24 protein-coding genes and 1 tRNA gene are annotated in these 22,038 nt (G+C 60.9%); 8 read left to right on the forward strand and 17 right to left on the reverse strand.

Annotated features, from left to right (window positions below):
• Nucleotides 1–16 precede the first annotated feature (16 nt).
• From GIW48_RS00330 to GIW48_RS00345, 4 genes are all read right to left on the reverse strand, one after another.
• Nucleotides 17–91, reverse strand: a tRNA-Gln gene (locus tag GIW48_RS00330).
• Between the two features lie 37 nt (nucleotides 92–128).
• Nucleotides 129–932, reverse strand: a complete 804-nt coding sequence (gene ispE, locus GIW48_RS00335; RefSeq protein ID WP_178110933.1) for a 4-(cytidine 5'-diphospho)-2-C-methyl-D-erythritol kinase — start codon at nucleotides 930–932, stop codon at nucleotides 129–131.
• A 49-nt stretch (nucleotides 933–981) separates the two neighbouring features.
• Nucleotides 982–1,599, reverse strand: coding sequence for a lipoprotein insertase outer membrane protein LolB (gene lolB, locus GIW48_RS00340; protein ID WP_017137640.1), 618 nt, complete (start codon nucleotides 1,597–1,599; stop codon nucleotides 982–984).
• Nucleotides 1,600–1,603: 4 nt separating this feature from the next.
• Nucleotides 1,604–3,328, reverse strand: a complete 1,725-nt coding sequence (locus GIW48_RS00345; protein WP_017137639.1) for a tetratricopeptide repeat protein — start codon at nucleotides 3,326–3,328, stop codon at nucleotides 1,604–1,606.
• Nucleotides 3,329–3,510: 182 nt separating this feature from the next.
• Here GIW48_RS00345 and hemA point away from each other — a divergent pair, with 182 nt between their 5' ends.
• The 6 genes from hemA (at nucleotide 3,511) to GIW48_RS00375 (ending at nucleotide 8,875) form a co-directional block, all read left to right on the forward strand.
• Nucleotides 3,511–4,800, forward strand: a complete 1,290-nt coding sequence (gene hemA / locus GIW48_RS00350; RefSeq protein WP_017137638.1) for a glutamyl-tRNA reductase — start codon at nucleotides 3,511–3,513, stop codon at nucleotides 4,798–4,800.
• Nucleotides 4,797–5,879, forward strand: coding sequence for a peptide chain release factor 1 (prfA, locus tag GIW48_RS00355; protein WP_099549221.1), 1,083 nt, complete (start codon nucleotides 4,797–4,799; stop codon nucleotides 5,877–5,879). Before hemA ends, prfA begins: the two co-directional genes overlap by 4 nt.
• Nucleotides 5,880–6,710, forward strand: coding sequence for a peptide chain release factor N(5)-glutamine methyltransferase (prmC, locus tag GIW48_RS00360; RefSeq protein ID WP_236460584.1), 831 nt, complete (start codon nucleotides 5,880–5,882; stop codon nucleotides 6,708–6,710).
• A complete protein-coding gene (locus GIW48_RS00365; protein WP_099549223.1) occupies nucleotides 6,704–7,459 on the forward strand; it encodes a molybdopterin-synthase adenylyltransferase MoeB in 756 nt (251 codons plus the stop codon). The genes prmC and GIW48_RS00365 overlap by 7 nt, the downstream gene beginning before the upstream one ends.
• Nucleotides 7,452–8,246 carry a glutamate racemase gene (murI, locus tag GIW48_RS00370; RefSeq protein ID WP_169986812.1) on the forward strand — a complete coding sequence of 265 codons (795 nt, stop codon included), beginning with the start codon at nucleotides 7,452–7,454 and terminating at the stop codon, nucleotides 8,244–8,246. The genes GIW48_RS00365 and murI overlap by 8 nt, the downstream gene beginning before the upstream one ends.
• Nucleotides 8,247–8,356: 110 nt before the next feature.
• Complete coding sequence (locus GIW48_RS00375; protein ID WP_017137633.1) at nucleotides 8,357–8,875, forward strand: acyloxyacyl hydrolase; 519 nt, start codon at nucleotides 8,357–8,359, stop codon at nucleotides 8,873–8,875.
• A gap of 132 nt (nucleotides 8,876–9,007) precedes the next feature.
• Here GIW48_RS00375 and GIW48_RS00380 read toward each other — a convergent pair whose 3' ends face one another.
• From GIW48_RS00380 to GIW48_RS00435, 12 genes are all read right to left on the reverse strand, one after another.
• Entirely contained in the window at nucleotides 9,008–9,313 is a 306-nt protein-coding gene (locus GIW48_RS00380) for a YkgJ family cysteine cluster protein (protein WP_017137632.1), read from the reverse strand.
• Nucleotides 9,314–9,367: 54 nt separating this feature from the next.
• Nucleotides 9,368–9,859, reverse strand: a complete 492-nt coding sequence (locus GIW48_RS00385; RefSeq protein ID WP_017137631.1) for a DUF2878 family protein — start codon at nucleotides 9,857–9,859, stop codon at nucleotides 9,368–9,370.
• Nucleotides 9,852–11,123, reverse strand: a complete 1,272-nt coding sequence (locus GIW48_RS00390; protein WP_099549226.1) for an SAM-dependent methyltransferase — start codon at nucleotides 11,121–11,123, stop codon at nucleotides 9,852–9,854. The genes GIW48_RS00385 and GIW48_RS00390 overlap by 8 nt, the downstream gene beginning before the upstream one ends.
• Nucleotides 11,110–11,919 (reverse strand): DUF1365 domain-containing protein, encoded by an 810-nt coding sequence (locus GIW48_RS00395; protein WP_186618165.1) that lies wholly within the window; start codon nucleotides 11,917–11,919, stop codon nucleotides 11,110–11,112. The genes GIW48_RS00390 and GIW48_RS00395 overlap by 14 nt, the downstream gene beginning before the upstream one ends.
• Entirely contained in the window at nucleotides 11,916–13,163 is a 1,248-nt protein-coding gene (locus GIW48_RS00400; protein ID WP_236460585.1) for an NAD(P)/FAD-dependent oxidoreductase, read from the reverse strand. Before GIW48_RS00400 ends, GIW48_RS00395 begins: the two co-directional genes overlap by 4 nt.
• Nucleotides 13,160–13,942 (reverse strand): SDR family NAD(P)-dependent oxidoreductase, encoded by a 783-nt coding sequence (locus tag GIW48_RS00405; protein ID WP_056859124.1) that lies wholly within the window; start codon nucleotides 13,940–13,942, stop codon nucleotides 13,160–13,162. Before GIW48_RS00405 ends, GIW48_RS00400 begins: the two co-directional genes overlap by 4 nt.
• Complete coding sequence (locus tag GIW48_RS00410) at nucleotides 13,939–14,361, reverse strand: nuclear transport factor 2 family protein (RefSeq protein WP_017137626.1); 423 nt, start codon at nucleotides 14,359–14,361, stop codon at nucleotides 13,939–13,941. The genes GIW48_RS00405 and GIW48_RS00410 overlap by 4 nt, the downstream gene beginning before the upstream one ends.
• Entirely contained in the window at nucleotides 14,354–15,796 is a 1,443-nt protein-coding gene (phrB, locus tag GIW48_RS00415; RefSeq protein ID WP_236460586.1) for a deoxyribodipyrimidine photo-lyase, read from the reverse strand. Before phrB ends, GIW48_RS00410 begins: the two co-directional genes overlap by 8 nt.
• Entirely contained in the window at nucleotides 15,797–16,726 is a 930-nt protein-coding gene (locus GIW48_RS00420; RefSeq protein WP_017137624.1) for a MerR family transcriptional regulator, read from the reverse strand.
• Nucleotides 16,727–16,729: 3 nt separating this feature from the next.
• Nucleotides 16,730–17,689: a YbgA family protein gene (locus GIW48_RS00425; protein WP_017137623.1), complete on the reverse strand. Its 960-nt coding sequence runs from the start codon at nucleotides 17,687–17,689 to the stop codon at nucleotides 16,730–16,732.
• 113 nt (nucleotides 17,690–17,802) lie between these two features.
• Complete coding sequence (locus GIW48_RS00430) at nucleotides 17,803–18,018, reverse strand: TIGR02450 family Trp-rich protein (protein ID WP_017137622.1); 216 nt, start codon at nucleotides 18,016–18,018, stop codon at nucleotides 17,803–17,805.
• A complete protein-coding gene (locus tag GIW48_RS00435; protein ID WP_236460587.1) occupies nucleotides 18,015–19,001 on the reverse strand; it encodes an NAD(P)/FAD-dependent oxidoreductase in 987 nt (328 codons plus the stop codon). The genes GIW48_RS00430 and GIW48_RS00435 overlap by 4 nt, the downstream gene beginning before the upstream one ends.
• A 238-nt stretch (nucleotides 19,002–19,239) precedes the next feature.
• On the opposite strand from GIW48_RS00435, the gene GIW48_RS00440 reads away from it, so the two are divergent.
• Nucleotides 19,240–20,139 carry a TIGR01777 family oxidoreductase gene (locus GIW48_RS00440; protein WP_169986827.1) on the forward strand — a complete coding sequence of 300 codons (900 nt, stop codon included), beginning with the start codon at nucleotides 19,240–19,242 and terminating at the stop codon, nucleotides 20,137–20,139.
• Nucleotides 20,140–20,153: 14 nt separating this feature from the next.
• Complete coding sequence (hemH, locus tag GIW48_RS00445) at nucleotides 20,154–21,179, forward strand: ferrochelatase (RefSeq protein WP_236460588.1); 1,026 nt, start codon at nucleotides 20,154–20,156, stop codon at nucleotides 21,177–21,179.
• Between the two features lie 133 nt (nucleotides 21,180–21,312).
• Here the strand turns inward: hemH and GIW48_RS00450 are convergent, their stop codons facing one another.
• The gene (locus GIW48_RS00450; RefSeq protein WP_017137618.1) at nucleotides 21,313–22,032 is read right to left on the reverse strand and encodes a DUF4198 domain-containing protein; all 720 of its coding nucleotides are present in this window, start codon (nucleotides 22,030–22,032) and stop codon (nucleotides 21,313–21,315) included.
• Nucleotides 22,033–22,038: the final 6 nt, after the last annotated feature.

Genomic DNA, 22,038 nt, shown 5'->3' on the forward strand with positions numbered 1-22,038 from the left:
GATGAGTATTAGAAAATGGCAGGGGCGGCTGGATTCGAACCAACGCATGGCAGGATCAAAACCTGCTGCCTTACCGCTTGGCGACGCCCCTGTATCTGTTGCAACGAGTACCCAGTACTCGGTTCCTTTTAGAGCAGACTTTGCAGCTTGCGATGCAACATCGAAACGTTGCTTCCCTTTGCTACAAACCCTGTAAGGGTCTCTGTAAGAAGGGCCGAGACTTTATCAGCTTCAGCTTTGCTTGGGAAGCCCCCAAACACACAACTTCCAGTTCCGGTTAATTTTGCTTCGGTAAATTTACCTAACAAATTCAAAGCGTTACGTACCTCTGGATAACGCCTTGCTACAACCGGTAAGCAGTCATTTCGACTGTTTCCCTTGGGAACGGGGCGCACTTTAATGGGAGGAGAGTTACGTGTCAACAGTGGATCTGAAAAAATTTCTGCTGTACTTACAGATACTTGCGGAACAAGCACGACATACCAAGGCTCTTCGGGGTATTCCGGGGTGAGTTTCTCCCCGACGCCTTCGGCAAAAGCCGCGTGCCCACGCACGAAAACCGGCACGTCGGCGCCCAGTGTCAGGCCCAGCGTGGCCAGGCGATCGTGGTCCCAGCCCAGTTGCCACAAGTGATTCAAACCGAGCAGCGTGGTCGCGGCATTTGAGCTGCCGCCACCGATGCCGCCGCCCATGGGCAAAATTTTATCGATCCAGATGTCGATGCCGAGTGAGCAACCGGATTGCGCCTGAAGTTTTTTCGCGGCCCTGACGATCAGATTGCTGTCGTGGGGCACGCCTTCGAATTCGGTGTGCAGCTGGATCACGCCATCGTCGCGCACGGCGAAGGTGAGTTCATCGCCGTAATCGAGAAACTGAAACAGCGTCTGCAACTCGTGGTAGCCGTCTTCACGGCGACCCAGAATGTGCAGCATCAAATTGAGTTTGGCCGGGGAGGGCAGTGTCAAGGTGGTGGCGGTCACGTTATTGCCCCAGCTTGCGCGGTTGCCATTCCTTGATCACCAGCGTGACGTCAAGGTCGGTGCCATGCAGTTTGATGCGCTCGGGCAGCCAGTAGGCGCCCTGTTGCACGTAGCTGAGGTATTCAACCTGCCAGCCATCCTGCTCAAGCGTGGCCAGGCGGCTGTCGCCGTTGAGGCTCAGCCTGCTTTTGCTGTCCGGCGCAGGCAGGCCGCGTACCCACCACACAAGGTGCGAAACGGGGAGCTTCCAGCCAATCTGTTGTTCCAGCAGTTCTTCCGGCGTGGCTGCCTCATAGCGGCCTTGATTGGCCACTTCCAGGCTCACTTGCCCTGGCCGGCCGGTCAGGCGCGCAGCACCGCGGCCAAGTGGCCCGGACAAACGGATATCGTAATAGTCCTGGCGCTGCAGCCAGAACAACGTGCCGCTGCCGGAATCTTTCGGCGCGCGAACCCCGACCTTGCCGTCGATCTGCCAGCCGTCGATGCTGCTGAGCTGCTCTTTGTGCTGTTTCCATTGCGCCGGGTTGCCCTGGCCTTCAACGGATTCACGACTGCCGATGCCCGCGCAACCGGCGAGCAGGGCGATGAAACTGAAAACAATAACGTGGCGCAAAAACATAAGCTTAAAGGGTCTCGGATCCGGTCAGGCGCTTGATGGTGCCGCGCAGGATGGGGCTTTCGGGTTGTTCCTTGAGGAATTTTTCCCAGATTTGTCGCGCTTCGCGCTGTTTGCCATTGGCCCACAGCACTTCACCCAGGTGGGCTGCCACCTCTTGGTCAGGGAAACGTTCGAGTGCCTGGCGCAGCAGGCGTTCGGCTTCGTCCAGATTGCCCAGGCGGTAATTCACCCAACCCAGGCTGTCGAGCACGGCCGGGTCTTCCGGGTTGAGCTTGTGGGCTTGTTCGATCAGCACCTTGGCTTCGGCGTAACGCGTGGTGCGGTCCGACAGGGTGTAGCCCAGGGCATTGAGCGCCATGGCATTGTCCGGGTCGCGCTTGATGATCAGGCGCAGGTCTTTTTCCATCTGCGCCAGGTCATTGCGTTTTTCCGCCTGCATGGCGCGGGTGTACAGCAGGTTCAAATCGTCGGGGTATTGCAGCAAGGCTTGTTGCAGCAATTTCCAGGCGCGTTCGCCCTGCTTGTTGGCCGACAGTGTTTCGGCCTGGATCAGGTACAGCTGGATCGCATAGTCCGGTTCGGCATCACGTGCCGCCGCCAGGCGTTTTTCCGCTTCGTCGGTGCGGCCGTTGCTCATCAGGATATCGGCCTGACGCAGCTGGGCCGGCAGGTAATCGTTGCCGGGGCCGACCTGGGCGTACTCAAGCAGCGCAGCCTGCGGGTCGTTGCGTTCTTCCGCGATGCGGCCGAGGTTCAGGTGCGCCGAATCCACATGGCTTTCGCGCTCGATCAGCTCCTCCAGATAACCCTTGGCCTCGTCCCAGGCCTTGGCTTCCAGGCAGACCAGTGCCAGGGAGTAACGCAGCTCGTCGTCGTCGGGGTATTGCTGGACCAGGTTGGCGAACTGCACTTTGGCGTCTTCCATGCGGTCTTGCTCCACCAGCATTCGCGCATAGGTCAGCAGCAAGCGCTTGTCGCCCGGGTATTTCTTGATGCTTTTTTCCAGCAGTGGAATCGCTTCCTTGCCGCGATTAAGGTTCTGCAGCAAGCGTGCGCGCAGCAGAATCGGGGCGATCTCGCCGTCTTCCGGCGGGTTCTGCTCCAGCAGCTTGAGGGCGGCATCGGCTTCATCATCCTGCTGCAGCAGCAAGGCTTTGCCGAAAATCAGTTGGCTGTTCTTCGGATGCTTTTGCAGCAGGCGGTCAAAACTCTTCATCAAGCCATTGCGCGTGTCCTGGTCAGTGTCGGCAGCCGACAGCGCGAGGAAGTCGAAATGCGTGTCGCCCTTGCCCTGCAGGACTTTCTCCATATACACCATGGAGTCGTCATAGCGCCCGGCGCGTGCCAGTTGCACGGCCGCCGCACGTTGCGCTTCCAGGTCTTGCGGAGCGTTTTTCGCCCAGATCAGCGAAGTATCCAGCGCTGCCTGGTCAGCGCCCAGGTATTCGGCGATGCGAAACGCACGCTCCGAAATGCCCGGGTCCTGGGTGTTGATGGCCTGGGTCACATAGTTATCCAGGGCAATATCGAAACGATTGCGCTGGCCGGCGAGTTCCGCGGTCAGCAGGCTGTAGATCGTTTCTTCATTGAACGAGGAGTAAACCTTGGGCTTTTCAGGGGCTGGGGCGCTGTCTTCGACCGGCGGCGTACCGTCCGGCGACACGGGTGCCAAGGCCTGGCAGCCGCTGAGGAAGACAAAAGCAAGGAGCAACGCGGAAGATCTATTCATATAGGAAGAGGACGACTAACCTGCGGTCGGATCATCATGACACAAGCCTTCGGCCAAACATAACCGAGTCTCAGTGGGCGCCTTTATAGGCACAAGCTACTAGGACAATAGACGACGGTGGTTGTTCTGGATCTATCGAAGTAGGACAATTGTCGGCTTCCCGACATCATCAGCGATATTGAATGGCCTTCCTCGCACTCGGTATTAACCACAAGACTGCAACCGTAGACGTGCGCGAGCGCGTGGCGTTTACGCCAGAGCAGTTGGTTGAGGCCTTGCAGCAGCTCTGCCGGCTCACCGACAGCCGCGAAGCTGCGATCCTTTCGACCTGCAATCGCAGCGAGCTTTATATAGAGCAGGAACATCTCTCAGCGGATGTGGTGCTGCGCTGGCTGGCCGATTATCACCATTTGGATCTCGAGGACCTGCGCGCCAGTGCATATGTGCACGAAGAGGATGCGGCAGTTCGTCACATGATGCGCGTCGCCGCAGGGCTCGACTCGCTGGTGTTGGGCGAGCCGCAGATCCTCGGCCAGATGAAATCCGCCTACGCCGTGGCCCGCGAGGCTGGCACCGTCGGCCCGTTGCTTGGCCGTTTGTTCCAGGCTACGTTCAATTCGGCCAAGCAGGTGCGCACCGACACCGCCATCGGTGAAAACCCGGTGTCCGTCGCGTTCGCCGCCGTGAGCCTGGCCAAACAGATTTTCAGTGACTTGCAGCGCAGCCAGGCGCTGTTGATCGGCGCCGGTGAAACCATCACCTTGGTCGCTCGCCACCTGCATGACCTGGGCGTCAAGCGTATCGTGGTCGCCAACCGCACCCTGGAGCGCGCGAGCATCCTGGCCGAGCAGTTTGGCGCCCACGCGGTGTTGCTCTCGGACATCCCGGCCGAGCTGGTGCGCAGCGATATCGTCATCAGCTCCACCGCCAGCCAGTTGCCGATCCTGGGCAAAGGCGCGGTCGAGAGCGCGCTGAAGCTGCGCAAGCACAAACCGATCTTCATGGTGGATATCGCTGTTCCCCGTGATATCGAGCCTGAAGTCGGCGAGTTGGACGACGTTTACCTCTATAGCGTCGATGATCTGCACGAAGTGGTCGCCGAAAACCTCAAGAGTCGCCAGGGCGCAGCCCAGGCCGCCGAGGAAATGGTCAGCACCGGCGCCGAAGACTTTATGGTGCGCCTGCGTGAGCTGGCGGCGGTCGACGTGCTTAAGGCGTATCGTCAGCAGGGTGAACGCCTGCGCGATGAAGAATTGATCAAGGCCCAGCGCTTGCTGGCCAACGGCAGCAGCGCCGAAGAAGTGCTGATGCAATTGGCACGTGGCCTGACCAACAAATTGCTCCACGCCCCCAGCGTTCAGTTGAAAAAGCTTACCGCCGAAGGCCGCCTCGATGCGCTGGCCATGGCCCAGGAACTCTTTGCCCTCGGTGAGGGCGCGTCAGATAGCTCTTCGGATAAAAAACCGCAATGAAAGCGTCACTGCTCAATAAACTGGACGTGCTCCAGGACCGTTTCGAAGAACTGACCGCCTTGCTCGGCGATGGCGAGGTCATCTCCGATCAGACCAAGTTCCGCGCCTATTCCAAGGAATACGCCGAAGTTGAGCCGATTGTGGCCACCTATAAAAGCCTGATGAAAGTGCAGGCCGACCTCGAAGGCGCCCAGGCGCTGCTCAAGGACAGCGACCCGGACATGCGTGAAATGGCCGTGGAAGAAGTCCGCGAAGCCAAAGAGAAGCTGGCCGAGTTGGAAGGCGACCTGCAACGCATGCTGCTGCCCAAAGACCCGAACGACGGGCGCAACGTGTTCCTCGAAATCCGCGCCGGCACCGGTGGCGACGAGGCGGCAATCTTCTCCGGCGACCTGTTCCGCATGTACTCGCGCTACGCCGAGCGACGTGGCTGGCGGGTCGAGATTTTGTCCGAGAATGAAGGTGAGCACGGCGGCTATAAAGAAGTCATCGCCCGGGTCGAAGGTGACAACGTCTACGGCAAGCTTAAATTCGAGTCCGGCGCGCACCGCGTGCAGCGGGTTCCGGCGACTGAATCCCAGGGCCGTATCCACACCTCGGCGTGCACCGTGGCCGTGTTGCCCGAGCCGGACGAGCAGGAAGCCATTGAGATCAACCCGGCGGACTTGCGTGTCGACACCTACCGTTCGTCGGGCGCCGGTGGTCAGCACGTGAACAAGACCGACTCGGCGATCCGGATCACCCACTTGCCGTCGGGCATCGTGGTCGAATGCCAGGAAGAGCGTTCCCAGCACAAAAACCGTGCGCGGGCCATGTCCTGGCTGTCGGCCAAGCTCAACGACCAACAGACCAGCGCCGCCGCCAACGCGATTGCCAGCGAGCGCAAGCTGCTGGTGGGCTCGGGCGACCGCTCCGAACGCATCCGCACCTACAACTTCGCCCAAGGCCGGGTCACCGACCACCGGGTCAACCTCACGCTTTACTCCCTCGACGAAATTCTCGCCGGCGGCGTTGATGCGGTGATCGAGCCTTTGCTGGCCGAATACCAGGCCGATCAATTGGCGGCGATAGGTGAATAAATGACCATTATTGCCAGCCTCCTGCGCGCCGCTGACCTGCCTGACTCGCCCACCGCGCGTCTGGATGTGGAACTGTTACTGGCCGCTGCCTTGGGCAAATCGCGCAGCTACTTGCACACCTGGCCGGAAAAAATCGTCAGCAGCGAAGATGCGCTGACCTTTGCCGATTACCTGCAGCGTCGCCGCACGGGTGAGCCGGTGGCCTACATCCTCGGTCAGCAGGGTTTCTGGAAGCTCGACCTGGAGGTCGCGCCGCACACGCTGATCCCGCGCCCGGAAACCGAGCTGCTGGTGGAAGCCGCCCTTGAATTGTTGCCGGCCACGCCTGCCAAGGTCCTCGACCTGGGCACCGGCAGCGGCGCGATCGCCCTGGCCCTGGCCAGCGAACGCCCGGCCTGGCAGGTCACTGCCGTTGACCGTGTGCTCGAAGCCGTGGCCCTGGCCGAACGCAACCGCCAGCGCCTGCACCTGAAGAACGCCACGGTGTTGAACAGCCATTGGTTCAGCGCGCTGCACGGCCAGCGCTTCGATTTGATCATCAGCAACCCGCCTTACATTGCCGATAATGATCCGCACCTGGTGGCCGGCGATGTGCGCTTTGAACCGGCCAGCGCCTTGGTGGCGGGCCATGATGGGCTGGACGATCTGCGGTTGATCATCGCCCAGGCCCCAGCCCACTTGAATGCCGGTGGCTGGCTGCTGCTCGAACACGGTTACGACCAAGCTGCGGCGGTACGTGATTTGTTGTCGGGTGAGGGCTTTGAAGAGGTCCACAGCCGCATCGACCTCGGCGGCCACGAACGCATCACGTTGGGGCGCCGCCCGTGCTGACCGACCAGGAGCTGTTGCGCTATAGCCGACAGATTCTGTTGCAACATGTCGACATCGAAGGCCAGCTGCGTCTTAAAAACGGCCATGCGCTGATTGTCGGCCTCGGCGGCTTGGGTGCGCCAGTCGCGTTGTACCTGGCCGCTGCCGGCGTGGGCGAGTTGCACCTGGCAGACTTCGACACTGTCGACCTGACCAACCTGCAACGCCAGATCATCCACGACACCGACAGCGTCGGGCAGGCCAAGGTCGATTCGGCCATGCGTCGCCTGGCCGGCATCAACCCCGAAATTACGTTGGTCGCCCATCGCACTGCGCTGGATGCCGATTCACTCGCCGCCGCAGTGGCCGCGGTAGACGTGGTGCTCGATTGCAGCGACAACTTCGCCACCCGTGAAGCCGTCAACGCCGCTTGTGTTGCGGCTGGAAAACCATTGGTCAGCGGTGCGGCCATTCGCCTGGAAGGGCAATTGTCAGTGTTCGACCCGCGCCGCGACGAAAGCCCGTGCTACCACTGTTTATATGGGCACGGCAGCGACACCGAGCTGACCTGCAGCGAAGCCGGTGTGGTCGGTCCGTTGGTCGGGCTGGTCGGTAGCCTGCAAGCACTGGAAGCGCTGAAGTTGCTGGCAGGCTTTGGTGAACCCTTGGTGGGGCGCTTGCTACTGATCGACGCCTTGACCACGCGTTTTCGCGAACTGCGCGTCAAGCGCGACCCCGGCTGCAGCGTTTGCGGGACGGCCCATGGTTAAGGACGCGCCCATCGGTGTGTTCGATTCCGGCGTCGGCGGCCTGTCGGTGCTGGATGAAATCCAGCAGTTGTTGCCCCATGAGTCACTGCTGTACGTGGCTGATGGCGGGCATATCCCCTACGGTGAAAAATCCCCGGCGTTCATTCTTGAGCGTAGCCGTTTGGTCGCCGAGTTTTTTCGTGAACAAGGCGCCAAAGCCTTTGTGATTGCCTGCAACACCGCAACCGTCGCCGCCGTGGCTGATTTGCGCCAGGACTATCCCGACTGGCCTTTGGTGGGTATGGAGCCGGCGGTCAAGCCAGCCGCCGCTGCCACCCGCAGTGGCGTGGTCGGCGTGCTCGCCACCACCGGCACATTGCAAAGTGCCAAGTTCGCAGCATTACTCGACCGCTTTGCCACCGACGTGCGGGTGATTACCCAGCCGTGCCCGGGCCTGGTGGAGTTGATCGAAACCGGTGACCTCAACAGCACCGCGCTGCGCCAGCTGTTGCAGGGCTATGTCGACCCGCTGCTGAGCGCCGGTTGTGACACCATCATCCTCGGCTGTACCCATTACCCCTTCCTCAAGCCGCTTCTGGCACAGATGCTTCCCCCTAGCATCATCCTGATCGACACCGGCGCTGCCGTGGCGCGTCAGCTCAAGCGTCTGTTGGGCGAACGTAACCTGCTGTCGCCCGGCAAGCCTGAGCCAGCGCAGTTCTGGACCAGCGGCGACGTCGATCACCTAAGAAATATCCTACCGACACTCTGGAAATCTCCCGGTGTTGTGCGTAATTTTGGCTTGTGAAAAATTCGTGAAACATCGCGGTTAGAAGCTGAACTTCTGGCATCGCGCAAGCTTCTATAGCGTTAGCCTGTACAAAACCATACGACTTCGATCTCAAAGGATGTGCTCTTATGAAGCGCTTGTTCTGTTTGGCTGCGATTGCGGCCGCTGTGGTGGGACACTCAGTTTCGGCCCAGGCCGCCGGCCTGGAATTTGGGGTGGGGGGCACCAGCGATTCGACCATGACCTATCGATTGGGGCTGACGTCGGATTGGGATAAAAGCTGGTGGCAGAGTGATACGGGCCGACTGACCGGCTATTGGAGCGGCGCTTACACCTACTGGGATGGCGACAAACGCGCGAGTGTCAGCAGCCTGTCGTTCTCGCCGGTGTTTGTGTACGAGTTTGCCGGGGAGAAGGTCAAGCCCTATATAGAAGCCGGGATCGGTGTCGCGGTGTTTTCACGTACGCGGGTTGAAGACAACAACATCGGCCAGGCCTTCCAGTTCGAAGACCGACTGGGCTTTGGTTTGCGCTTTGCCGGTGGGCATGAAGTGGGCATTCGCGCCACGCACTATTCCAATGCGGGCATCAGCAGCAATAACGACGGGGTAGAGAGCTACTCGTTGCACTACACCTACCCGTTGTAACTCTCAAGCCTGCGCAAAACCATGTGGGAGCTGGCTTGCCTGCGATGCAGACACCTCGGTTTATCAGTTACACCGAAGTGATGCTATCGCAGGCAAGCCAGCTCCCACATTTTATATCCACCACATGTTGGATCAGCGATACGCCGTCGCAATGCCCTGGCGCTCTTCCAGGCACTCCGGCGCACCCATCTCGAATTCCCGACAGATCAACGGCCGCCGCTCGTAGATCGTGCACATCATCGTGTCCCGATCCAGCGCCGCGCACCAGCCGTCATCCAGGCGCAGCATCACTTCACCGCCCCAGTCGTCGGTATCGATATAGCGTTGCGGCACACCCGTGTCGGTAATCAGCATGACTTCCAGCTGGCAGCAGCAGGCCGCGCACGTCGAGCAGGTGACGGCGGGTTCGGTGATTTGAGTGTGGGGGATGTTGGTCATAGGCGCGCAGTGTAAGGCAAGCGCGCTGGGTGCGCATGAATGCTCTGACGGACGTCAGTGGCCAAGCTGTCGCGCCACCCAGTGCATGACGGGGAACAGGATCGCCCAAAGCAGCGCCAGGCCGATCAGTGTCAGTGTTGTGTCGTAGCCGAAACGAACACCGGCCAATTGGCTGCCGGCGTAGTAAGACAACGGCCCGCCCACCGCACCCAGCAGGCTGGCGCGCCACCAGGGTTGTGCGCTCCAGGCCAGGCAATGGCGCAGCGTAGTCGCGAGCAGTGCCCATAGCATGATTAGCCAGAAGGGAATCAGCGGCCCTGGAAAACCGAAGTGAAACACGCCAAAGGTACGCAACGAGGTATCGACTACGGTACCCAAAAGGGTCACGGCCAGGAGCACTTGGCCGTCTTCAGACCATGAGCTTGTCCACAGCAGGTGGATGACCAGCACACCAGCGCCCCCCCATAACCAACGGGTGTCACCGCCCAGCACACAGGCAAACCAACCGCACTGGAACAGCACGGCATTGGCCAGCGTTTTAAGCACTGAAACGCCCGAGCAACGGCGGGTTGATCGCCGCAGGCTTGGCCAGCAGCAACTGCGCGGTACCGATCGTTCGCTCCATAAACCCACCTTCGCAGTAGCACAAGTAGAATTCCCACAGGCGCAGGAAGTATTCATCGTAGCCCAACTCGGCAAGGCGGCCATGGGCGCGACGGAAGTTCTCATGCCACAGGCGCAAGGTGCGCGCGTAGTGCAAGCCGAAGTCTTCCATGTGCAGCAGGTTCATGTCGGTGTCGCGGCTGACGATCTGCAACATGTTCTGCACGGATGGCAGGGCGCCACCGGGGAAAATATAGCGCTGGATAAAGTCGACGCTGTTCTTGGCCTGCTCAAAACGCTGCTCACGAATGGTGATGGCTTGCAGCAGCATCAGGCCGTCGCTTTTGAGCAGGTGCGCGCATTGCTTGAAGTAGGTGGGCAGGAAGCGATGGCCGACCGCTTCGATCATCTCGATGGACACCAGCTTGTCGTACTGACCGGTCAGGTCGCGATAATCTTGCAGCAGCAGCTTCACCTGATCCTTGAGGCCCAAGGCCTCGATGCGTTTTTCGGTGTAGGCAAACTGTTCTTTGGACAAGGTCGTGGTGGTGACCTTGCAGCCATAGTGCTGCGCCGCATACAACGCCATGCTGCCCCAGCCGGTGCCGATTTCGAGCAAATGGTCAGTGGGTTTGAGCGCAAGCTTCTGGCAGATGCGTTCCAGCTTGTTCAACTGCGCCTGTTCCAGGCTGTCGTCGGGCGTCAGGAACTGCGCCGCCGAATACATCATGGTCGGGTCGAGGAATTCCTCGAACAGGTCGTTGCCCAGGTCATAGTGGGCGGCGATATTTTTCTGCGAGCCCTTGCGGGTGTTGCGGTTAAGCCAGTGCAGGCCTTGGGTGAACGGCCGCGCCAAGCGCGCCAGGCCGCCTTCCATTGCATCAAGCACATCAAGGTTGCTGACCATCACACGCACCACGGCGGTGAGGTCCGGGCTGCTCCAGTAACCGTGAATAAACGCCTCGCCGGCGCCGATCGAACCATTGGCGGCCACCAAGCCCCAGACCGCCGAATCGTGGATCTGGATTTCGCCCAACAGATGCGCTTCGCGTGCGCCGAACACCTGGCGTTCACCCTCTTCAATCACTACCAACTGGCCGTGGCGCAGTTGGCTGAGCTGGCGCAGTACACCTTTGCGCAACAGCGCACTGGTCACGCCGTTGACGTTCAGGCGGTTGGTCTTGACCGATAAGCTAGGGGATTTCATGGCGGCGATCCTTGGTATACCCGACTGCGGTGCGAGAGGCGCCATCGGCGGCCTGATGGGAAAAAATCGGTGTGCGTTTGAGCAACAGGCGCATGGCTTGCCAGTAAATCGCCAGGCAGGTCTTGGCGGTCATCCACGGGAAGCGCCACAGGTAACGGTGCAGGCTGGCGCGGGTCAGCGTTTCTTTTTGCAGGCTCAAGGTGGCGTCGAAGACTTTTTGCGTGCCCTGCCAATCGGCCATGTGCACACCAAGCCGGTCGGCCGGCGGGCTGAAACTCATGCGGTATTCCAGGTCGCGGGGTAAAAACGGCGACACATGGAACGCCTTGGCCACGGCGAAGTGCTGGTGTTCTTCGGCGCCTAACGCCTGGGCCGGCAGCACATAGTGGTAACGCTCGCGCCACGGGGTGTTGGTTACTTCACACAGGATCGCGGCCAGTTGCCCGTCGGCCTCGAAGCAGTAGAAGAAACTCACCGGGTTAAAAGCCAGGCCCCAACTGCGGGCCTGGGTCAGTAGGCAGATAACGCCCCGGGGCTCGCGCCCCAGTGCCTTGCCGACTTCCTGGCGCACGGCATCGCTCAAGCTCATGCCGTGACGCGTGAATTCACGCAGGTAGTCCTGCTGGCGAAAGCCGAAGGGCGCCAGGCGGCTGTTGCCGGCCAGGGGTGATAGGCCGAGCACTTTGTCTTGTTCGCTCAAGTCCAGGTACAGCAGGCCGATGCGGTAGCGAAAGGCGTGGGCCTTGGGCGCAAACCGGCGATGGGCGATCCAGCCGCTGTACAGGGCGCTGTTCATAGGGTTTCGCCAAAGGCCTGGGCCACGCGTAATGCGCTGCTCACGCCGTCTTCATGAAAACCGTTGGCCCAGTAGGCGCCGCAGTAAAAGGTGTGCCGCGCGCCGTGTAATTCTTCCCAGCGGTTTTGTGCGGCCACTGCCGCCAGGCTGTATTGCGGATGCGCATAGGTGTAGCGCGCGAGGATCTTCAGCGGGTTGATCATCGGTGTCTGGTTGAGGCTGACGCAAAAGGTGGTGTCGCTGTGGATGCCTTGCAGGATGTTCATGTCGTAAGTGACGGCCGCCTGGGTTTGCGCGCTGCCGCTCAGGCGATAATTCCAGCTGGCCCAGGCCAGTTTGCGATCGGGCAGCAGGCGCGTGTCGGTGTGCAGCACCACGTCATTGTCGGCGTAGGGCAGGGCACCAAGAATGTCCTGCTCAGCCTGGCTCGGGTCGGCCAGCAACGCCAGGGCCTGGTCGCTGTGACAGGCGAACACCACGCGGTCAAAGGTCTCGCTGCCGGCGAGGCTGTGGATAACCACGCCGTCGCCTGTGCGTTCGACTTTATCCACAGGGCAATTGAGGCGGATCTGCTCGCGAAAACTGCGGGTCAAAGGTTCGATATAACTGCTGGAACCACCTTCGATAACGCACCATTGCGGCCGATTGTTCACCGACAGCAACCCGTGGTTCTTGAAGAACCGCACAAAGAACTGCAACGGAAAACCGAGCATGTCCGCCAGCGACATCGACCAGATCGCCGCGCCCATCGGCACGATGTAATGGCGGATAAAGCGTGGGCTATAACCCCCAGCCTCGAGGTAGTCGCCCAGGGTCATATCGGCACTGATGCGTTGCTCTTGCAGGTCCAGCGGTGCCTGGCGGTTAAAGCGCAGAATGTCGCGCAACATGCCCCAGAATCCCGGCGAGAGAATATTGCGGCGCTGGGCAAACAGGCTGTTGAGGTTATTACCGTTGTACTCGAAACCTGCGTTCTGGTCGCACACCGAAAAGCTCATTTCGGTGGGCTTGAAGGTCACGCCAATCTGCCCGAGCAGACGGATGAAATTAGGGTAGGTCCAGTCGTTGAACACGATAAAACCGGTGTCCACGGCATAGGGTTTACCTTTGACCGTGACGTTGACCGTGTGAGTGTGCCCGCCAATGCGCTCGCCCGCCTCAAACAGCGTGATGTCGTGGCGCCGGCTGAGCAGGTAAGCGCTGGTCAGCCCGGCGATACCGCTGCCGATGATGGCGATCTTCACAGGTCGTCCTTCTTCGGTGGCGGGCTGCGCAGCATGCGTTTGCCGATAATCAGTTGCGCGCGGTTGGGCAGCTTCGACAGTGGCCACAAGGTGGCGATAAACATCGCGGGGAAGGCGATTTCCAGCGGGCGCTTTTCCAATTTGGCGAAGATATGCCGCGCAGCCTTTTCGGCGGACCAGCTCAGCGGCATCGGGAAATCATTGCGTTCGGTCAGCGGGGTGTCGACAAAGCCCGGGCTGATCACCGTGACGTCGATGTTCTCCGGCGACAGGCTGATGCGCAGCGATTCGAACAGGTAACGCAGCCCGGCCTTGGACGCGCCATAGGCTTCGGCGCGCGGCATTGGCAGGTAGGTCACGGCGCTGGCGACGCCCACCAGATGTGGGGTGAGCCCTTTGCGCAACAGCGGCAGCGCAGCTTCGATGCAATAGCTGCTGGCAAGCAGGTTGGTGCGCACCACGTGCTCGACGATGGAGGAATCGAATTGCCGGGCGTCGACATACTCACAGGTGCCGGCGTTGAGGATCACCGTATCCAATGAACCCCAGACCTCGCCGATGTGTTCGCCGATCTCGCGCACGGTCTGGCTGTTGGTCAGGTCGCCGGCTACCACCAGCACTTGGCCTGGATAACGCTGGGCGAACGCTTCCAGCGGGCCTTTGCTGCGCGAGCTGAGCGCCACATGCGCGCCACTGTTGAGCAGTTCGACGGCCAGAGCGGCGCCGATGCCACTGCTGGCACCGGTCAACCAATAACGGCGGGGCGGTACAAGGCTCATCCCATTCTCCTTTTTAGCCAACTGACCACACGGCCGACTACCGGTAAGTGTTCATAGAGCAACGCGCCCGCATCGAAATAATCGCGATGGCGGTAGACCTTGTCGCGCCACATCAGGTGCGAGCAACCTTCCACCCGGATTACCTTGCCATTGGCCAGGCGCGGGTGGCAAAAACTCATTTTCCAGCGCAGGTAGCCTTCACCTTCGGCGACCTGGTCGAAGCCATGGAAGTCAAAACGCAACTGGCTGATGTTGCTGTACATCTCGGTGAAGTAACCGCGCAAAGCGGGCAGCCCATGCACTTCGTGCAGCGGATCGGTGAAGGCAATGTCCTGGCTGTACAAGCTGTCGAGCAGGTGCAGGTTGTGCTTGTCCAGCGTGGTAAAGGCTTGGGCGAACCGGTGCAGGAAGTCACTCATGTTCGGCGACCTCCTGGCGTGAAGGCAGGTTGCGGAAGGCGGCGAGGGCGCGCTCGCGGGATTTTTTCAGGTCGACAATCGAGCGTGGGTAATCTGCCGCGCCGAACAGGCCACCGGCGGCTTCGGGGTTGTGCACTTCTTTTTTGTTCAGCGCCGCCAACTCTGGCAGCCAGTGCTTGATGAACACCCCTTCGCTGTCGAACTTTTCCGACTGGCTCAACGGGCTGAAAATCCGGAAGTACGGTGCCGCGTCGGTGCCGGTGGACGAACTCCACTGCCAGCCGCCGTTATTGGCGGCCAGGTCGCCGTCGATCAAGTGGCGCATAAAGAAGCGCTCGCCTTCACGCCAGTCGATCAGCAGGTTCTTGGTCAAAAACATCGCCACCACCATGCGCAGGCGGTTGTGCATCCAACCGGTTTCCAGCAGTTGGCGCATGGCCGCATCAATGATCGGCAGGCCGGTGCGCGCTTGTTGCCAGGCGGCCAAGTCCTTGGGCGCATCGCGCCAGGCCAGTGCCTCGGTTTCGGGGCGGAACGCACGGTGGCGCGAGACTCGTGGGTAACCGACCAGAATGTGTTTATAGAACTCGCGCCACAGCAACTCGTTGATCCAGGTGATGGCGCCGATATCGCCGCTTTCGAACTCGCCCTGGTTGGTTTGCAGGGCGGCGTGCAGGCACTGGCGCGGCGAAACCACACCGGCGGCGAGGTAGGCCGAGAGCTGGCTGGTGCCGGGTTTGGCCGGGAAGTCGCGTTCGTCTTTGTAGTAGCTGATCTGTTGGTCGGCGAAGGCGTCAAGGCGACGCCGGGCTTCTTCTTCACCGGCGGGCCAGAAAGCGCGCAAGGTCTCGCTGGGCGGCGCGAAACCGTCGACTTGATCCGGGATGGCGTCGCTGTGCACATCCTGCGGTGCCTGTTGTTGCGGCGTGGCCACCAGGCGCGGCAAGGCGCTGTGCAGGCGGCTGTAGCAGACCTTGCGGAACTGACTGAACACCTGAAAGTAAGTGCCGGTTTTGGTCAGCACGCTGCCGGGTTGGAAAAACAGTTGGTCGAGGTAGCTGTGGAACGTCACACCGTCAGCCTCCAGGGCGTTGGCCACGGCCACATCGCGACGGCTCTCGTGGATGCCGTATTCCTCGTTGACGTGCACCGACTCCACTGACAGTTCCCGGCACAGTTTGCCCAGCACGGCGGGCGCCTGGTCCCAGGTGTCGGCGGTGCGAATCAGCAAGGGAATGTTCAGTTCGCCAAGGGCCTGGCTCAGGAGCTTGAGGTTACGCAGCCAGAAATCGACTTTGCAGGGTGCATCATCATGGGCCAGCCATTGCTGCGGCGTGATCAGGTACACGGCGGCAACCGGGCCGCGCTGGCAGGCGGCGGCGAGGGCGGTGTTGTCGTGTAGGCGCAAGTCGGTGCGCAGCCAGATCAAATGCATTTAGACAATTCCACGCTGGATCAGTAACTGGTGGGCTGACAAGGGGTCTTCGGCCACGAACAATTCAGGAGTGTCACGGGTTAATACGGCTAACTCGTCCTGGTGGATGCATACCGTTGGTCCGGCAATCAAAATTGGGCAACTGATGCCGCCCAACAGTTTGCCGAGTGCCGACAAGTGGAGGGCTTTGCTTGAGTACAGCAGCACCGCACGCGGTTGCAGGTGTTCCACGGCCAGGGCCAGTTCGCCGGTCGGCAAAGGCCAATCAAAAACCTCCACGGGGCAGTCGGCGCTGCTGGCCAGCCAGGCGCTAAGCCACAGGTGTGGCTCCAGGGGCACGTCTGACTGGTTGACCAGCAGCAACGGCGCGCCCTGGAGCTGGCGGTTGTTGTGGTAAATGCGCGCGCCGAACTTGCTGCGCAGCCAGGACAGAAAAAACACTCGCTCCATTTGCGCGCCGAACTGGCCCTGCCAGCGTTGCTCCAGCGCGTTGAGCAGCGGCAGCATCAATTGCTCACACAAGGTGCGCGGCGGGTACAGCGCCATGGCCTGGTTGAACAGGTCGTCGACCCGGCGTTCGGCCAATTCGCTGATTGCGGTGAGCAGTTTATGACGCAGCACATGCCATTCATTTTCGACGCTGTCGGGGCTGGCCTGGGCGGAATCGATCAAGCCTTTGACCTGGCTGACCGGCACACCACGGTTGAGCCAGGTCAGAATGGTGTGGATGCGTTGTACATGTTCGGCGCTGAACAGCCGATGGCCCTTGGGCGTGCGCTGGGGCACGATCAGGCCATAACGGCGCTCCCAGGCGCGCAGGGTCACGGCGTTGACGCCGGTCTGGCGCGCCACTTCGCGAATCGGCAGCCAGCCGTCTTCGATGGCTTGGGCGATGTCTTCGACAGGGTCGTCTTGCAGGGCAGGTGTCATGGTCTAGATCGCATTACGCAGGCTGAGGTTTTCCGGGTGCGGCTGCAGGTACGCCTGCTGCGCGATGTAGCGGTCCGGGTGTTGGCGAAAGTGATGTTTGAGCAAGGTCAGCGGCACCACCAGCGGCACGATGCCGGTGCGGTATTGGCCGATGACGGTTTGCATTTCCTGCTTGTCCTCGGCGCTGATGGCTTGTTTGAGGTAGCCGCTGATGTGTTGCAGCACATTGGTGTGGGTGCCGCGTGTGGCGCACTTTTTCAGGCCGGTCATCAACTCGCTGAAATAGCCGGCGGCCAGTTCATCCAGGTTGATGCTCTTGCCCATGCTGCCCAGCAGGTGGCCAAGGCTTTTGTAATGCACAGGGCTGTGGGCCATCAGCAGGTATTTGTAGCGCGCGTGGAACGCCAAAAGGCGGTGACGGGTGATGCCCTCAGCCAGCAATTCTTGCCAGCTGGCGTACACGAACACGCGGGTGAGGAAGTTCTCGCGCAGCACCGGGTCATTCAACCGGCCGTCTTCTTCCACCGGCAGGTTGGGGTGGCGTGCGCAAAACGCCTGGGCATAAATGCCGCGCCCGCCGCCATCAACGGGCGTGCCGTTGTCGCGGTAGACCTTGACCCGCTCCAGCCCGCACGACGGCGACTTCTGCATGAAGATGTAGCCGCACAGGTCTGTGTGTTCCACAGCCATCTGCTGGCCGTAAGCATCCAATGGCTGCGTCACATTGAGGTCACGGTGCACGGTGCCGACCGCCTGCGGGTGGGCAGGGTCGCCCACCAGGCGAATCGGTTCGCGGGGGATGCCCATGCCGATCGCCACTTCGGGGCACAACGGCACGAAGTCGAAATAGTCGGCGAGCGTTTGGCTGCACAGCAGGGATTGTTTGTGTCCGCCGTTAAAGCGCACGTTCTCGCCGAGCAGGCAGGCACTGATGGCGATCTTCGGTTTTGCGCTGCTGGACATGCTCAACCCTCTGCGAAATTCCTATACAGATTTATAACTCTGTACAATTAAATCTCATCATAGGTTTGATGCTGTACAAGTCAAATTGTTTGTATAAGTATTTTCAGCGCCCGCTATTTCCAACCCATGCGCCAGTCTTCGGCATTTTGCAGGGTTTGCCACGGGAGGCGTTCGGCGCGGCGGGTCATGACCGCTTGCAGCTCGATTTCGAGCACGGTGCCTTCGTCATCACGGAACAGTTCGGTGACGAGGAAGTGTTTTTCCTTGTTGCGCGGGCGTGCTGCTGTCCACTTCGACAACAGCAATTTCGTCGGGTTGAGGCGGTTCATTGCAGGTGTTCGATCAGGCGGCGTGCGGCCTCCTGGCCGCTGAGCCACGCGCCTTCGACCCGCCCGGACAGGCACCAGTCACCACACACATACAAGCCCAGGTCGGCGTCGGCCAGCACGCCAAATTCATGCCGCTCCGACGGCCTGGCGTAAAGCCAGCGATGGGCCAGGCTAAAGGACGGTGCGGGCATGGCGCTGTGCAGCAGTTCGGCGAAGGCGCCGTGCAGGTGTTCGATCACCGCCTCTTTGGGCAAGTCGAGATTGGCCTTGCTCCAGGCGCTGGTGGCATGCAACACCCAGGTGTCGAGGGTGGCGTCACGCCCGGGTTTACTGCGGTTGCGCGCCAGCCAGTCGAGCGGGCTGTCTTGCACAAAGCAGCCTTGCATCGGCGTATCCAGCGGCGTGTCAAAGGCCAGAGCGACGGCCCAGGTGGGGTCCATCTTCACCCCGGCGGCCGCACTTGCAAGCTTGGGCGCGGCGGCCAGCAGGGCGGTGGCCTGGGGCGCCGGCGTGGCAATGACTACGTGGCTGAACGGGCCATGATTGCCGCCGTCGGCGTCCAGCAGGTTCCAGTGCTGCTTGCCTTGGAACACTTCGGTGATGCGGCAACCGAACTCAACCGGTAAGTCGTCAAGCAGTGCGCGGGTAATGGCGCTCATGCGCGGCGTGCCGACCCAGCGGATCTGCTCGTCGGGGGAGGGCGTGAGCTGGCCGGACTTGAAGTTGTACAGCTGCGGTTTCCACTGTTCGGCCCAGCCGTTGCTTTGCCAGCGCTGTACTTCGTTGACGAAGCGCCGGTCGCGGGCCGTGAAGTATTGTGCGCCCATGTCCAACGCGCCGGCATCGCTGCGCTTGCTGGACATGCGGCCACCACTGCCACGGCTTTTATCTAAGAGTTGTACAACGTGCCCCGCGTCTCGTAACGCTCGGGCGGCGGAAAGACCGGCGATGCCGGTGCCGATGATCGCGATGGGAACAGTCATTGGGGGCCTCGTTTTACCTTTGGGTACAGACTACGCCGACACCCATAGCTGTACAATATTGTTTTTTGGTATAAGTTTTGGCGTACCTGTTCTAACGGCGTGACCTAAGGTTAAGGGTGAGGGGTTAAGAAGGAGGCCTGAACCGGCCTCTGAAACCAACGTAACGCCCACTTACAAAAGATCCATGCTTATAAAATAGACTAGCGATGGGCGGCAAACGTTACATGAGGAGAAACCCATGCATATTTTGCTGACCGGCGGTACGGGCTTGATCGGTCGCCAACTCTGTCTGCACTGGCTTGCCCAAGGGCATCGCCTGACCGTGTGGAGCCGCGAGCCGGATACCGTGGCCAAATGGTGCGGTGCCGAGGTGCTCGGTGTTGGCCGCTTGCAAGACGTGATCGGCACGGTGGATGCGGTGGTCAACCTGGCGGGCGCGCCGATTGCCGATCGCCCATGGACCAAAAAGCGCAAGGCATTGCTGTGGAGCAGCCGCATCGGCCACACCGAAACCTTGCTGGCTTGGATGCAAGGCCTGGCGCAAAAGCCGGCGGTGTTGATTTCCGGCTCTGCAGTAGGCTGGTATGGCGACGGCGGCGAGCGCGAACTGACCGAAGCCAGTGGCCCGGTGCAGGATGATTTCCCCAGCCAACTGTGCATCGCCTGGGAAGAAACCGCGTTGCGCGCCGAAGCCTTCGGCACCCGCGTGGTGCTGGTGCGCACTGGCCTGGTGTTGGCGGCCAAGGGCGGCTTTTTGTCGCGCCTGCTGCTGCCGTTCAAACTGGGGCTGGGCGGGCCGATCGGCAATGGTCGGCAGTGGATGCCGTGGGTCCATATCAAAGATCAAATCGCCCTGATTGATTTTCTTCTGCACAACGGCGACGCCAGCGGTCCTTATAATGCCTGCGCGCCACACCCGGTACGTAATCGCGAGTTTGCCAACACCCTGGGCCAGGTGCTGCACCGCCCAGCGTTCATGCCGATGCCGGCGTTTGCCTTGAAGGTCGGTCTGGGCGAGTTGTCCGGGTTGTTGCTGGGCGGGCAGAAGGCCGTCCCCGAACGGTTGCTGGCCGCCGGTTTCACTTTTCAGTTCACTGAGTTGCACGCGGCACTGGAAGACTTGTCCAGCCGCCTCTAGCCATAGGATGTTGCATGACGGATCACGCGTTGTTACTGGTCAACCTGGGTTCACCGGCGTCCACTTCGGTGGCCGATGTGCGCAGCTACCTTAATCAGTTCCTGATGGACCCTTATGTGATCGACCTGCCGTGGCCGGTGCGGCGCTTGCTGGTGTCGCTGATCCTGATCAAGCGCCCTGAGCAATCGGCGCATGCCTACGCCTCGATCTGGTGGGAAGAGGGTTCGCCGCTTGTGGTCCTGAGCCGTCGCTTGCAAGCGCAAATGACCCAGCAGTGGACCCACGGCCCGGTGGAGCTGGCGATGCGCTACGGCGAGCCGTCGCTTGAAACCACCCTCACGCGCCTTGCGGCTCAAGGCATTCAAAAAGTCACCCTGGCGCCGTTGTATCCGCAGTTCGCTGACAGCACCGTGACCACGGTGATCGAAGAAGCCAAGCGTGTGGTCCGCGACAAGAAGCTCAACGTGCAGTTTTCTATCTTGCAGCCGTTCTACGATCAGCCGGAATACCTCGACGCCTTGGTCGCCAGCGCCCGGCCGTACGTGGCACAGGAATTCGATCACTTGTTGCTGAGCTTCCATGGGTTGCCTGAGCGCCATCTGAAAAAACTCGACCCCACAGGCCAGCATTGCTTCAAGGATGCTGACTGCTGCAAGAACGCTTCGCCCGAGGTGCTTGCCACCTGCTACCGCGCCCAGTGCTTCAGCGTGGCGCGCGACTTTGCCGCGCGCATGGGCTTGCCGGAGGGCAAGTGGTCGGTGGCGTTCCAGTCACGGCTGGGCCGTGCCAAGTGGATCGAACCCTACACCGAGGCCCGCCTGGAGACCTTGGCCCAGCAAGGCGTGAAAAAGCTGCTGGTGATGTGCCCGGCGTTTGTAGCGGACTGCATTGAGACGCTGGAAGAAATTGGTGATCGCGGGCTGGAGCAGTTCCGCGAGGCAGGGGGCGAGGAGTTGGTGTTGGTGCCGTGCTTGAACGATGAGCCGCAGTGGGCGGTGGCGCTTAATACGCTGTGCGAGCGGGCGCTAGTAGCGCTGTAGTCCGAGTGTCGAAACGATAGAGATCAACTGTGGGAGCCGGGCTTGCCCGCGATGGCGGTTTGTCAGTCGACATATTGGGTGACTGATAGGCCGCCATCGCGGGCAAGCCCGCTCCCACAGTGTTTTTCAGGGTTTATTCGTGATGCGGTTCACCGAGGAAGGTCAACGAAGTAAACAGCCCGCGGGTGGCCACGTCGGCGTTGTCCTTGAGCGGAATCTCCACCTGCGCGGCAATCACATTCAACCCTTCATTACGCACCAGCACCTGGGCGCGGCCGTCCTTGTCGGTCTCAGTGCTCAAGGTGTTCGGCGCATTGCGATAATCGCCCACCAGCTTGATCCCCGCCGCCGGTTTGCCGTCCAGCAGCACCCGCACCGGCAGTGACTTGCCTGGCCCTACGGTCAGCGGGTCGACTTCCGGCAGGATCAGCAGCTTGATCTGATCCAGTTTGGGCAGCTTCGCCCCCGGCTGGTAAATCGCCAGGCTGTACTTGAAGGTCTGGGTCGACTCAATCGCGCCTGGCACTTGGCTACGGCCCTGGTTGATCCACTTCTTGTCCGGCGTCTGCGACCACATCCCGTTATCCAACGCCACGGCTAAAACGGCGGGCGATTTGAGTGGCTTGAGGCGTGCGTGGTCGGCCAGGCGCTCCACGGTGACCGGGATCATTTTGCCGCTGGCGTCATACGCCCAGGCGCCGCTGATTTTCTGCGCCTTGAAGGCATTGTCTTCGGCGCCGTGGCCGTAGATCACTTCGATATTGCCGCGTCGTTGTTCGGTCCACAGGCCGTGGGCCGAGACTTGGCTGGCAAACAGCAGGCCGATCACGGCCAGGGATTTGAAGGCTTGCATGGGGCA

The sequence above is a fragment of the Pseudomonas sp. PA-6-3C genome, from assembly GCF_021605825.1.
Lineage (GTDB): Bacteria > Pseudomonadota > Gammaproteobacteria > Pseudomonadales > Pseudomonadaceae > Aquipseudomonas > Aquipseudomonas edaphica.